General features: G+C 64.9%; 7 protein-coding genes, 1 tRNA gene and 1 riboswitch. Of the genes, 3 read left to right on the forward strand and 5 right to left on the reverse strand.

From position 1 onward, the window contains the following. Positions 1-153 precede the first annotated feature (153 nt). Positions 154-245: transfer RNA gene (locus NZU74_17115), tRNA-Ser, on the forward strand. Between the two features lie 106 nt (positions 246-351). Here NZU74_17115 and NZU74_17120 read toward each other — a convergent pair. Both NZU74_17120 and NZU74_17125 read right to left on the reverse strand, forming a co-directional pair. Further along, entirely contained in the window at positions 352-1,449 is a 1,098-nt protein-coding gene (locus NZU74_17120; GenBank protein ID MCS6883054.1) for a GAF domain-containing protein, read from the reverse strand. Between the two features lie 491 nt (positions 1,450-1,940). Further along, on the reverse strand, positions 1,941-4,421 hold the full coding sequence (locus NZU74_17125) for an AAA family ATPase (protein ID MCS6883055.1): 2,481 nt from the start codon (positions 4,419-4,421) through the stop codon (positions 1,941-1,943). 367 nt (positions 4,422-4,788) lie between these two features. Next, positions 4,789-4,904, forward strand: a riboswitch (TPP riboswitch). Positions 4,905-4,978: 74 nt separating this feature from the next. On the opposite strand from NZU74_17125, the gene NZU74_17130 reads away from it, so the two are divergent. Together NZU74_17130 and NZU74_17135 are read left to right on the forward strand one after the other, a co-directional pair. Then, positions 4,979-6,100: a thiamine ABC transporter substrate-binding protein gene (locus NZU74_17130; GenBank protein ID MCS6883056.1), complete on the forward strand. Its 1,122-nt coding sequence runs from the start codon at positions 4,979-4,981 to the stop codon at positions 6,098-6,100. A 255-nt stretch (positions 6,101-6,355) separates the two neighbouring features. Further along, complete coding sequence (locus tag NZU74_17135) at positions 6,356-8,080, forward strand: iron ABC transporter permease (protein MCS6883057.1); 1,725 nt, start codon at positions 6,356-6,358, stop codon at positions 8,078-8,080. A gap of 110 nt (positions 8,081-8,190) precedes the next feature. On the opposite strand, the gene NZU74_17140 is transcribed toward NZU74_17135, so the two are convergent. The 3 genes from NZU74_17140 to NZU74_17150 all read right to left on the reverse strand — a co-directional run bounded on the left by NZU74_17140 (position 8,191) and on the right by NZU74_17150 (position 13,244). After that, positions 8,191-9,864: a methylmalonyl-CoA mutase family protein gene (locus NZU74_17140; GenBank protein MCS6883058.1), complete on the reverse strand. Its 1,674-nt coding sequence runs from the start codon at positions 9,862-9,864 to the stop codon at positions 8,191-8,193. 424 nt (positions 9,865-10,288) lie between these two features. Beyond that, complete coding sequence (locus tag NZU74_17145) at positions 10,289-12,154, reverse strand: peptide ABC transporter substrate-binding protein (protein MCS6883059.1); 1,866 nt, start codon at positions 12,152-12,154, stop codon at positions 10,289-10,291. A 112-nt stretch (positions 12,155-12,266) separates the two neighbouring features. Beyond that, a complete protein-coding gene (locus NZU74_17150; protein MCS6883060.1) occupies positions 12,267-13,244 on the reverse strand; it encodes a P1 family peptidase in 978 nt (325 codons plus the stop codon). Positions 13,245-13,291 lie beyond the last annotated feature (47 nt).

Genomic DNA, 13,291 nt, shown 5'->3' on the forward strand with positions numbered 1-13,291 from the left:
CGCAGGAGGGCGCTGCCCTTCTCAAGGGTAGGGTTTTCCGGCACATCCTTGCGTCGCATTCGCCATCTGGGGGCGGCGGTGAGCCGGATGTCAACCCTATTCTGCTCGAAAGGTTTGCGCCTCGCCCGTTGGCGTGGTACAATCGCCTGGAGAGGGCAGGTCGCATAGTCTGGTCTAGTGCGCGGCACTGGAAATGCCGTACAGCGGTAACGCTGTCGAGGGTTCGAATCCCTCCCTGCCCGCCAACCAGTAGAGACAACCCGCCGGGTTGTCTCCCGCCGGGTCGCCCTTCGGCGGGTTGTCTCTTGCCGGGTTGTCTCCCAGGAATGCAACCTGGTCTCGTCCTCTGGTCTACTGCCCTACAAACGCGCGCAGGCGCGCATGTTCTTCACGCAGCCGCGCGACCGCGGCATCAAGGCGGCTGACAGCGGCAGACTCACCTGTGTGCAACTCTTGCAGCGCTGTCTCCAACTCAAGGATGCTATCGGCAAGATGCCCGGCGGTTGTCATCAGGCACGTCTGAAGGTTGGCCGCCTGAATCGCCAGCGCCACGTGGCAGGCCACCAGTTCAAGCAGGTTCAGGTGGGCGGGGTTGAAGACCCGGCTGCGCGTCGTAGTCACGGTGAGCGCGCCGAGCACCCGGTCGCCCCAGAGAAGCGGCGCAGCCATAGCGCACCGGGTAGGCGTGTCGCCGCCCCCCAGTTTCAACCCCAGCCAGCGCCGGTCGGTGTCGGTTTCGTCAATAATCAGCGGCGCACGATTGCGCAGCACCAGCCCGGCGAGGCCGTGTTCGGCCACCTCGCGGGCGCGCTCAGGCGCAGCAGTCACGCCATTGCTCAGCACCAGCACGGGATGGCGCGCATCACACGGCGGCAGCAGCAGCACCGAGGCCCGCTCGCCACCCACCATCGCGGGAATGTGCATCGCGATCTGTCGCGCCAGCGCCTGCGGATCGCTCGCTCCACTTACCACCCCGCGTCCGAAGCCCAGCAAGCGCTCCAGGGTCTTCTCGTGGGCCTGCGTGGCGTTCGTGTGTTGCTCCACCTGCCCCTGGAGCATCGCATGCTCGAGTGCTACACCGATCAACTGGCCAATTGGGAGCAGCAAGGCCCGATCCTCGGCGTTGAAGGGTCGGGTGCGCGTGGCTACGATGCGCCCGATCACGCGCCGCCCGATCAGCACTGGCCCGCCGAGCACGCCCGGCTCGTGGTGCTCGATGACATCTGTGCCGGCCGGAATGGCGATAGTCACGTGTTCGGCGCGCAGCCAATCGCTGGCAAGGTCCTCCAACACAGGCAGCGGATTCGTATGCCGGCTCGCAGCCAGGAAAGCCCCGACGCTGCCGAGCAGGTCGCGCATTCGGTTGAGCAGTCCAGGGTCGCTCGTTGGTGGAAGAGGAGAGGGTTCTTCGATTGTTCTGGTTTGCTGGATTGCAGGGCCAGACGACATAGTTCAGCTCCGTGGGCGCCATCGCGAAGATTGCTCGACCGTTCCAGAGCAACTTGTGCAGGTGCAACGTTGTGGCAGGGTAAAGATGAGGTTTGGATGGTCACGACAGTTTGGCACGGCGGACGAGCAACTCAAACAGTTACTTCTCTTCAGCATACATGATCCGCCGGTGAATGCAAATACCCGATACTCCTATTCCTCAATAGGAAGAGTAATAGATGAATGAAATGTTATTATTTTCCAGCGTAGCATTTCGGATTTTTCATAGTACTATAATGACACTTTCCTCTTTCAATATTTTTCAGAGGCTCTAAAAAACCCTTTCCGATGTAGTGCGGCTGCGCCATGCTACATGGGGAAAGGGTGAGGTTGCGGGTTTCCGCGCCCTGCAGCACGCCTGCCGAGTGACGGAGAGCTGATCTCCCCGACACGCAACGGCCCCCGTTTCCCGCGGGAAACGGGGGCCGTGATCTGATCCAGCGTATCGTAATCTATGCTCCAAGAGGTTCGGCCGGGCGGGTGCTTTCGATCTCCAGCACATCGCCGCGATGGAAGACCAGTTGGCCGTTTTCCAGGTCAACTTCGATCGTATCGCCGGCCTTGAAAACGCCCCGCAGCAACTCGCGCGAGATGGGCGTTTCAAGCAGGCGCTGCACGGTGCGCCGCAGCGGCCGCGCTCCATAGACCGGGTTGTAACCTTCGGTCACCAGATACTCTTTGGCCGCCTTGGTGAGTTTCAGGGTGATCTTCTGTTCGCGCAGGCGCTCAACCAGGTCGCCCACCTGCAGATCGATGATCCGGGTGAGATCCTCCATAGACAGGGGATGGAAGAGGATGATCTCGTCCACCCGGTTGAGGAACTCGGGCCGGAAGGTCTGGCGCAGCGCCTCGTCCACTTTCTTGCGCGCGTCCTTCATATCAATCTGCCGCGGGCCTTTGCCGCCGGTAGAAAAGCCGATGCCGCCGCCCTGCAGATGTTCGGTGCCGGCGTTGCTGGTCATGATGATCACCGTGTTGCGGAAATCAACCGTGCGCCCCTGACCATCGGTGAGGCGACCATCGTCGAGCACCTGCAACAGGGCGTTGAATACGTCCGGATGAGCCTTTTCAATCTCGTCGAACAGCACCACCTGGTAAGGCCGCCGGCGGATGCTCTCGGTAAGCTGGCCGCCCTCATCGTACCCGACGTAGCCAGGCGGGGCGCCGATGAGCCGGGCCACAGTGTGGCGCTCCTGGAACTCGCTCATGTCCACGCGGGTCATAGCGTCTTCGCTATCGAAGAGGAACTCCGCGAGGGCCTTGGCCAGTTCCGTCTTGCCCACACCGGTGGGGCCGACGAAGATGAAGCTGCCAATCGGCCGGCGCGGATCGCGCAGGCCGCTACGCGCCCGGCGGATAGCGTCGGAGAGGGCCACAATGGCCTCGTGCTGGCCGATCACCCGGTCGTGGAGACGCTCCTCCATATGGATCAGCTTCTCACGTTCCGTCTCCAGCATGCGGCTGACGGGCACGCCGGTCCAGCTTGAGACGATCTGGGCGACGTCTTCATCGTCCACCACTTCGTCGAGATTGGCCGCCTTGAGCCACGCCGCGCGCTCGCTTTCAAATTCGGCCTGAAGCGCCAGGTAGCGCGAGCGCAACAGAGCGGCCCGCTCGTAGTCGCGGCGGGCGCCAGCCTCTTCCTCCTCCTGCTGCAACCGGCGCAACTCGCTCTCCTTGGCCTTCAGCGCCGGAGGCATCGAGTAGATATCAATGCGCAGCTTGGCGCTGGCCTCGTCAATCAGGTCAATCGCCTTGTCAGGCAGGAAGCGATCGTTGATATAACGGCTCGACAGGTGCGCAGCGGCGTGCAGCGCAGCATCGGAGATGGTAAGTTGATGATGCTCCTCGTAGCGCTTCCGCAGACCGCGCAGCATCTCAACCGTGGTCTCGACGTCCGGCTCTTCGACGAACACCGGGCTGAAGCGGCGTTCCAGGGCGGCGTCTTTCTCGATGTGCTTGCGATACTCGTCAATCGTGGTTGCGCCGACCACCTGGATCTCGCCGCGGCTCAGGGCCGGCTTGAGCATGTTGCTGGCATCAATGCTGCCCGCCGCCGCGCCTGCGCCGACGACGGTGTGCAACTCATCTATGAAGAGGATGACCTTGCCCTTGGCGTTGCGCACCTCGTCCATTACTGCCTTGAGGCGCTCCTCGAACTCGCCGCGGAACTTCGACCCGGCCACCATGCCTGCCAGGTCAAGCGCCAGCAGGCGCCGGTCACGCAATGTCGGCGGCACATCGCCGGTCACCAGCCGCTGGGCCAGGCCCTCGGCAATCGCCGTCTTGCCTACGCCCGTCTCGCCCACGAGCACCGGGTTGTTCTTGGTGCGCCGCGAGAGAATGCGGATGACACGGGTGATCTCGGCATCGCGACCAATGACCGGGTCAAGCTTGCCCTGCCGGGCCATCTCGGTCAGATCGGTGCTGTACTTTTCCAGGATCTCGTAGCGGCTCTCGGCGCCCGGATCGTCCGAGCGCTGGGCGCCACGGATCTCCATCAGGGCCTGGTAGATGCGCTCCTGATCAATGCTAAAGCTGTGCAGGATGCGGGCCGAGGCCCCCTCACGCTCACCGCTCAGGGCGATCAGCAGATGATCCACGCCGACATACTGGTCGCCGAGGCGATTGGCCTCCTCCTCGGCCCGCTTCACCAGCCGCTGGGTGCGCGGCGTCACATAGACCTGGTTGCCGAGGCCGTACTGGCCGTACACCTTCGGCGACTTTTCCAGCTCGCGCTCGACACGCTGAGCAACCAGTTCCGGGTCAACATTCAATCGCGCAAGGGCGCGCGCTGCCAGGCCATCACGCTGGCGCAGCATTGCCAGAAAGACATGTTCAACATCGAGCTGCGTGTGATGCTGCTCCTGCATGATCTCCTGCGCGGCCTGGAAGGCGTCCTGCGCCTTTTCTGTAAATCGCTCAAGTCTCATACGACGGTATCCCTCACTCGGATGTCGGTCCCGGCGTCTGCTGGCGTTCGGAGGAAGCGTCCTTGCTTCCGGGCCGCGAATGGATGCTCGTAACCGGGACGCTGCTTTAGTATAGCATACGCGCTCCGGGCCTGCTTTGCGCCAGTGTAAGAGTTGTATATATGAGATGTGGCAGCAACCCTCCGGCTTGCTGCCACAGGGGAAATCCGCCTCCCCCACGCCCCGGCGGATAGGGTTCACCTCCACCGAACATGGATTGGAGGGTTGAACCGGCACATGCTCTGCGGACTCCGCGGGACATCTGAACAAGCACCTCCTGGCTGGAATTGACTGCTTGCCCCACTCGTGTTACCATCCAATGAAATACATACCAAGCTCGGGGTGCCGGGAGAGCCCGGCTGAGATTGCGGCCCCCATGAATGCCGCTGACCCGTTGAACCTGACCTGGGTCATACCAGCGTAGGGAAGCGCCAGCAGCCCCCTGTGGCCGCCGTCCTCTACCCGGGTCGGCGGCTTTTTTGTTATCGCGTCGCTCGTAGATATGAAAGGATCCCTGTATGCGTCGCCTGATCCTCTTCGCGGCCATCGTCCTGCTCCTCGTGGCCTGCGGCCAGCCTGGCGCCAGCCGCCCCACCCCCCCGCCGATGATCACCCCCGCCGCCAGTGTTGTCCCCGCTGGCGCAACGCCCGCCGCCGAGACCCGCCGTATCGTGGTCATGACCCACGATAGCTTTTCCGTAAGCCAGGGGGTGCTGGATGCGTTCACCGCCCGGTCGGGCGTCAGCGTTGAGTTCCTCAAGGCCGGTGATGCCGGAACGGTGCTCAACCAGGCCATTCTCAGCAAAAATGCGCCCCTCGCCGATGTTCTGTTTGGCGTGGACAACACCTTTCTGAGCCGCGCCCTCGCCGCCGATATCCTGACACCCTACGCTTCACCTGCACTTACCGATCTGCCAGAGGATCTGAAGCTCGATCCGGAAAACCGGCTCTTGCCGGTAGATTTCGGTTATGTGGTGATCAACTACGACAAAGCGGCGCTCGATGCAGCCGGTCTGACTCCGCCGGCCGATCTGCGCGATCTGACCCTGCCGGCATGGAGAGGTAAACTGGTCGTGCAGCACCCGGCCACCTCCTCGCCCGGCCTGGCCTTCCTCCTCGCCACCATCGGCCATTTCGGCGAAGCCGGCGCGTATACCTGGAAGGACTTCTGGCGCGATCTGCGCGCCAATGAGGTGCTGGTCACCCAGGGCTGGAGCGAGGCCTACTACACCCATTTTAGCGGCAGCAGCGGCGCCGGCGCCTATCCCCTGGTGGTCAGCTACACCACCAGTCCCGCCGCCGAGGTGTTCTTCAGCGAGGGCCGGCTGTCCGAACCGCCGACGGGCAACCTGCTCGTCCCCGGCGGCAGCTTTCGTCAGATCGAGTTCGTCGGCATTCTCCGCGGCGCCCGCGATGAAGCCGCCGCCCGGCAGTTCGTTGACTTCATGCTCCAGCCGGAGTTTCAGGCCGACATTCCGCTCCAGATGTTCGTCTACCCCGCCAACCCCCGGGCGCCCCTGCCCGATGTGTTTCTCCGCTTCGCCGAACTTCCCTCCCAGCCGGCTGACCTGGCGCCTGACCTGATTGATCGCTATCGCGATCAGTGGATTGCCGAATGGACCGAGATCGTGCTCCGCTGAACCGCTTGACCCGCGGCCCGGCCTGCCCGACGGCGCACACCTCTCGGGCCGGGAATGCAGGTCATAACCCTGAGTTCGCACAACAACCGCTTCAACAGGCGTTTCCTTCGGAGGCCCTCGCCCTCCCCAACCCGACCATCCGGCAGGGGCCGGTCACACCGCCTTTCAGACTATGCACACCTCCACACCTCCACACCTCCATACCTCCATACTTCCACCAACAGCATCCATAGAGGTATAGAGATGTGCGCCGGATTGTCACGCCAATGTGAACCATTTCTTGCCCGGAGCGCCAGGACGGTCGTTCTGCTCCTGCCGGTGCTCTTTCTGACCCTGTTCTTTCTCTACCCGCTGTTCGCCATCGTCCGACTGAGTTTCGCCGACGGCCTGGCCGGGCTGCTCGAAACGCTGGGCGCGCCCTACTACTGGCGCGTGCTCGCCTTTACCGCTGGACAGGCGGCGCTCTCAACGGCCCTGACCCTGGCCCTGGGACTGCCAGGCGCTTACGTCTTCGCCCGCTACGCATTCCCGGGAAAAGCGTTGCTGCGGACCGTCGCCGGGATACCCTTTGTGATGCCCACGGTAGTGGTAGCTGCGGCCTTTGGCGCGCTGCTGGGGCCACAGGGCTTGATCAATCAGAGCCTCCAGACCATCTTCGGGCCGGCCACGCCGCCGATCCGGTTGGAAGGGCTGGCGGCGGTGCTGCTGGCCCACGTCTTTTACAACTACACCGTGGTGGTGCGTCTGGTGGGCGGGTTCTGGGCTAATCTCGATCCGCGGCTGGAGCAGGCCGCGATGGTGCTGGGGGCCTCGCGTCTCGACGCGCTGGCGCGCGTGACGCTGCCGCTGCTCGCGCCAGCGCTGGGCGCGGCGGCGCTGCTGATCTTTATCTTCACCTTTACCAGCTTCGGGGTGATGGTCATTCTCGGCGGGCCGCGTCTGACCACGCTGGAAGTGGAGATCTACCGCCAGACGGCCCATTTGTTGCGCCTGGATGTGGCTGCGACTCTGGCGCTGATTCAACTGGTCTGTATGCTGGGGCTGAGTTTCGCCTATACCCGCCTGACGGCCCGGGCCACGACGCCCCTGGAGTTGCAGCCGCGCAGCTTTACGGCACGTCCTCCCCGCGCGCCCGGCGAGAAGCTGCTGGTCGGCGCGACGATGCTATTCATCGCCCTGCTGCTGGGCGCTCCACTAGCCGCCCTGGCGCTGCGCTCGGTGCTCGCGCCGGGCCCGGACACACCGCGCTTCACCCTGGCCGCCTATCTCGCCCTGGGCCAGAATCTTACCGGGTCAGCCTTCTTCACGCCCCCAACAGCGGCGGTTGCCAACTCGCTGCGCATTGCGGCGACCACCACGCTCCTCGCGCTGAGCATTGGCGTTCCGGCGGCCTACCTGCTGGCGCGCCGCCCCGCGCCGCCAGGGTCGCCACCGGAGGCCCGGCGGCGCGCGACCACCGGCGCGGCTCTGCTCGATGCGCTGTTCGTGCTGCCTCTGGGAACGTCGGCGGTCACCCTGGGACTGGGCTACCTGGTAGCCCTGAGCGTGCCGGGGCTGGGCGGGCTGCGAACCTCGCCCTGGCTCATTCCCGTGCTTCACACGCTGGTGGCCCTGCCCTTCGTCATTCGCGCCCTGGCGCCGGTGCTGCGAGCGACTAACCCGCGCCAGCGGGAGGCAGCGGCACTCCTGGGGGCCTCGCCGGTGCAGGCATGGCTGCGGGTCGAACTGCCGCAGATTGCTCCGGCTCTGGTCACCGGCGCTGTCTTTGCCTTCACCGTTTCCCTGGGCGAGTTTGGCGCCACCCTGCTGCTCGCCCGCCCGGAAGCGCCAACCCTGCCGGTGATGATCTTTCGCTTCCTCGGTCAGCCGGGGGCGCTCAACTACGGGCAGGCCCTGGCCCTGGCCACCATCCTTATGCTGGTTACCGCGCTGGGATTCCTGCTGCTCGAACGCATCCGCCCGCCGGGAGGGGAGTTTTGAGGTGTGGAGGTGTAGAGGTGTGGAGGTGTGGAGGTGTGGAGGTGTGAGGGTGGGGAAAAGTGGAGGTGTCAAGAACCCCATCCACTCCCCACCGCTCCACCCCCGGGACCCTACACGACAGTCGTCTCCTGATACACCCCAAACACCTCGCGCAGCACGTCGCACATCTCGCCGATAGTGCAGTAGGCGCGCACGCACTCCAGAATGGCGGGCATGGTGTTCTCATCCCCCTGGGCCGCTGCCCGCAGTTCGGCCAGGCGTCGCCGGACCAGCTCGTTGTCGCGCTCGCGGCGCACCCGGTTCAGGCGCTCCAGGTGCTTGCGTTCGCCCTCCGGGTCCATCTCCAGGATGGGGATCTCCAGCGGCGCCGAAGTCTGGTAGGCGTTCACGGCGACGATCTCGCGCTCGTGCTTATCAATCTCCTGCTGGTAGCGATAGGCCGCGTCGGCGATCTCCTTCTGGAAGTAGCCATTGCGAATGGCAGCTATCACTCCGCCCTGGTCGTAGATCGCCTTGAAGTAGGCGTTCACCTCCCGCTCCATGCGATCCGTCAGCGCCTCGACGAAGTAACTGCCGCCGAGCGGATCAACCGTATTGGTCACGCCGCTCTCGGCGGCAATCACCTGCTGCGTGCGCAGGGCGATGGTGACGGCCTTCTCCGAAGGCAGGGCCAGGGCCTCGTCCATCGAGTTAGTGTGCAGGCTCTGCGTGCCGCCCAGCACCGCCGCGAGGGCCTGGATGGCCGTGCGCACGATGTTCACCTCGGGTTGCTGGGCCGTCAGCGAGCAGCCGGCGGTTTGCGTGTGGAAGCGCAGCCACCAGGAGCGTTCCTTCTTCGCCCCGTAAGTCTCGCGCATGAGCCGCGCCCAGATGCGCCGCGCCGCCCGATACTTGGCGATTTCCTCGAAGAAGTCGTTATGCGCGTTGAAGAAGAAGGAAATGCGCGGCGCGAAGTCATCAATGTCCAGGCCCCGCGCCAGACAGGCCTCCACATAGGCCCGCCCGTCGGCCAGGGTGAAGGCCAGTTCCTGCGCGGCCGTGCTGCCCGCCTCGCGGATATGGTAGCCGCTCACGCTGATCGGATTCCACTGCGGCACATAGCGACTGCCGAACTCAATCGTGTCCACCACCAGGCGCATGCTCGGCTCAGGCGGGAAGATGTATTCGTTCTGCGCGATATACTCCTTGAGAATATCGTTCTGGATCGTGCCGCGCAGTTGCGTCCAGGGAACGCCGCGCTTTTCGGCCACAACCAGATACATCGCCCAGATCATCGCCGCGGGCGAGTTGATCGTCATCGAGGTCGAAACCTGGTCCAGAGGAATGCCGTCGAGCAGCACCTCCATGTCCGCCAGCGACGAGACCGCCACGCCGCACTTGCCAAACTCCCCTTCCACCAGCGGGTGGTCGGTATCGCGGCCGTAGAGCGTGGGCATGTCGAAGGCTATGGACAGACCGGTCTGCCCCTGGCTCAGCAGGTACTTGAAGCGCTGATTCGTCTCCTCGGCCGTGCCGAAGCCGGCGAACATCCGCATCGTCCAGATCTTGCCGCGGTATCCGGTGGGATGAATGCCCCGCGTGAAGGGATACTCGCCGGGATAGCCAATGTCGCGCAGATAGTCATTGTCCGCCAGGTCCAGCGGGGTATAGAGGCGCTCCACGGGGGCGCTGCTGGTGGTCATGAAGCGGACGGGGCGCTCGGGCGCGCGTTCGAGGGTAGGCCAGAGACACTGCTGTTCCCAGCGCTCCTGTGCCGCCTGGACCTGCTCTTTTGATTCGAACATCGTTGTTCCTCCGGGCCTCGTATGTTGTCGGGACCACGACGTGATGAGGGTTATTGCCATTGTAACACGAAGGTTGGCATCCAGTTGGACGTGGGCGAGGGAGGGCGACCGGCCGGTCGCGTCCCAGCGGCGCGCCTCGCACGTGTTCAAATTTACCGCAGAGCACGCGGCGGAATGTAGGGCGGAGCTTTTGAAGCCGTTTGCAGCCCTCCGCACTCTCTGGAGCACTCACTGGAACGCTTGATCCGCTGAGGACCCTCAGCCGTGTGGCTCGCGGCGCTCGTACCGTCATCGTTGCGGATCAACCTTTTCGAGAAACGCTAGAGCGGTACGAATAGGTTCAGTAGAGCGCGCCTCTCAGCAGGTGCGAAATGCACAGCGCCTGATAGCAATCTGAGCTTGCGCCGCCTGGTGATCGCGCCGTCTACGGGCGAGGCCTGACGGCCTCCGCTGCGCTCACGCGCGACCAGTCGGCGCTGTTCCAGGTGATCGGCGCAGTTGGATCGGCCTTAACACCGGCGAGCGACGGGGCAACCAGGGTCACGTCAACGCGCTGGAACAGGGGGAGCACCGGCACTTCCTGAGTGAAGAGTTGCTGCTGGCGCAGGTAAGCAGCCGCGCGTTCTTCCTGCACCAGCGAGGTGGTCGCGATACGGATGGCCCGGTCGGCCTCGAAGAAGCACCAGCCGGAGAAGTTGTTGCCCGTCCAGCCATTGTTCTCACTGGGCACCCCCGCGCAACTCCAGCGCTCCCAGCCGCGGGGATCCGGGCCGGCGATCCATGCAAACAGCGCTATCTCAAAAGTGCGCCGGAAGAGTGGCCCGTCGGCGCTGTACAGACCGGCGGTGGGCACTTCTTGCAACGATGTGCCTATGCCAACCGCGGCCAGATCGGCGCTGATCCGCCGGGCGGCGGCCAGACGCAACGGCGAGTTTTGCGTTGTCACCAGGTTGAGCACGAAGGGTTGACCGCGCACCTCGCGCAGCCCATCGCCGTTGGCGTCAACCAGTCCGGCCTCGTCCAGCAGGCGGCGGGCGGCATCAGGGTCATAGGGGTAGCGCGTGAGTTGATCCGGCGGCGCGGCGGCCCACTGCCCCGGCACGATCCAGCTATCCAGCACCGCGCCATAGCCCCCCAGCAACTCCGCCACCATCGCCTCGCGGTTGATGGCATGAGCGATTGCCCGTCGCACCCGAATGTTCTGCAACACCGGCACGTCGAGGTTCAGTGTGAGATGCTCCCACACCGGACTGGACACAACGCTGACTTTGAGCGCTCCCTGCTCGGCGTCAGCGCGAATCAACCGCAACGTTTCGGGAAGCGGTTGCTCCAGCAGGGCCACATCCAGGCTGCCCCCCGCGACTGCGGTCCGCAGGAGATCGGGATTGTCGCGGAAAATGAAGGTGATGTTCTCGAACGGTCCCGCCCGGCCCTGGTAGTACGGATTGCGCGCGAGCCGCACACTGCCCTGGTCGCGCCGTTCCACCACGTAAGGCCCGTAGCTTAGCGGCGCGCGCGCGAAATCGCCCTCACGCAAGTCGTTCAGGTTGCGCCCCAGCAGCGCGTGGCGCGGCAGCGGCGTCCAGTACACCGCGGGATAGGCCGGATCGGTGTAGTCTGGCTTGAGCACCGCCCGTGTCGTATGCGCGTCCACCTTCTCATAGCGGTCGAGCAAGGCCAGTTTACTCGCCGCTTCCTGCCCCATGTACACCTGCCGGGCCAGTTCATAGGCATAGAGCGAGTCATCGGCGGTCACCGGCGTGCCATCCGACCAGGTCAGCTTCGGGTTCCAGCGGAAAGTGACGCTGATCTGCTGCACCTCGGTGATCACGGCGGTGGCCGTGGTGGTGATCATCCCCGCGCTGTCGAGGTAGACCTCGACCGTTGACACCGTCACATCGCCGTTCTCCAGGCTGGGCACTCGTTCGAGCACGCCGGTGGTGGTGTACGCGTAGCTATGGACCAGCAGCGGCGCCGGGAAGAGCAGTTCGGTGATCGGCGCTGTAAGGCGCTCGTCGGCGGGGTCATCGTGGTAGGGCAGCAGGTCGCCGGGATCGTCGAGCAGCCCGATGCGCACCCCACGTTCGGCGACCGGCGGCGCGACGGTGGCCGTTTCGGGCGACGGGACGCTGGTAAGCGCCGGGGCGACGGTCGCTTCCGCTGGCGGGGCAGCGGTCGCGCCAGGCGGCGCGGAGGCCACGGACGTGGGACGGGGCGCGCCGCCCTGAATCTCACAGGCGGCCAGCAACGCCGCCAGCAGGAGCAAGAGGAGTACGTGCGAGGGTTTCATAGGCGCGGCGATTGTACCCGATCGCCTCTGACTTGTCGAGTGGCGCAACCCTCCGGATTGCAGGCGGGACCGGAGGGGCGCAGCCCTCCCAGCAGCGTAACCGGTCAGGGGCTTACGGATTGCCGCTCCCCAGATCACTCGCCGCCGGCAACCCGCCCATCGCGGTGGCGGTCAGTGCGGCCCGCTCGACTGCCCGCGCCAGCGTATCGGCGGCGATGCTGCCAAGCACCACCAGATGGGGCGCCGGTCGGCGCCCGGTTGCCAGGACGAAGACCGTATCCCCATCAAAGGGGGTATGCACGGGGCGGATCGTGCGTGCCAGCCCGTCATGCGCCATCTGGGCCAGCCGGGTGGCCTCGGCTTTGGTCAGCCGCGCATCGGTGGCGACCACGGCAATCGTCGTATTGCGGTGCTCGCCGCGTCGGGCGCTCAGGGCCGCCTGAACCTGCCCATCGCGCAGCACCCGGGTCGCGTCAAGCATGCGCCCGTCCGGGCCGCGCACGCCCGCCAGAATGCCTCCGTGCTCGCGCCAGACATCGCCGAAGGCGTTCACCACTGCCAGCGCCCCCACCATAACGCCATCGGCCAGCATTTCGCTCCACGTGCCGACGCCGCATTTCATCGCCGCCTGCGGTCCCAGGACCTTGCCCACCGTGGCCCCCATTCCCGCTCCGACGCAGCCTTCGGCCACGTGCGTACCAGCGGCCTTGCAGGCCGCGTAACCCATGGCCGCGTCAGGGAAACGCTCATGGCTGCCAATCTGCAAATCAAAGATTACCGCCGCAGGAACGATGGGCACGCGGGTGATGCCCACATCGAAGCCCACGCCTTGCTCGCGCAACCACTGGACCACCCCGCTCGCCGCTGCCAACCCCATGGCGCTTCCGCCGCAGAGTGCTACGGCGTGGACTTCCTGCACGCTATTTTCCGGGGCCAGCAAGTCGGTCTCGCGTGTGCCGGGAGCACCCCCGCGCACATCCACTCCTCCGACCGCCCCTTCGAGGGCAAGCACCACGGTCACTCCCGTCAACGCCTCGGCATCGTGGGCATGGCCCACCATCACGCCAGGAACATCGGTAATTGCCGGCATGCTCCACCTCCACGAACCTCCCTAGTATGGTTCCGTCCACACTGGTC

The organism is Chloroflexaceae bacterium, from assembly GCA_025057155.1.
Lineage (GTDB): Bacteria > Chloroflexota > Chloroflexia > Chloroflexales > Chloroflexaceae > JACAEO01.

Bases quoted from the DNA above. Each gene is read 5' to 3' on its own strand.
- NZU74_17120 (MCS6883054.1), bottom strand. From the start codon at position 1,449: ATGTCGTCTGGCCCTGCAATCCAGCAAACCAGAACAATCGAAGAACCC.
- NZU74_17125 (MCS6883055.1), bottom strand. From the start codon at position 4,421: ATGAGACTTGAGCGATTTACAGAAAAGGCGCAGGACGCCTTCCAGGCC.
- NZU74_17130 (MCS6883056.1), top strand. From the start codon at position 4,979: ATGCGTCGCCTGATCCTCTTCGCGGCCATCGTCCTGCTCCTCGTGGCC.
- NZU74_17140 (MCS6883058.1), bottom strand. From the start codon at position 9,864: ATGTTCGAATCAAAAGAGCAGGTCCAGGCGGCACAGGAGCGCTGGGAA.
- NZU74_17145 (MCS6883059.1), bottom strand. From the start codon at position 12,154: ATGAAACCCTCGCACGTACTCCTCTTGCTCCTGCTGGCGGCGTTGCTG.
- NZU74_17150 (MCS6883060.1), bottom strand. From the start codon at position 13,244: ATGCCGGCAATTACCGATGTTCCTGGCGTGATGGTGGGCCATGCCCAC.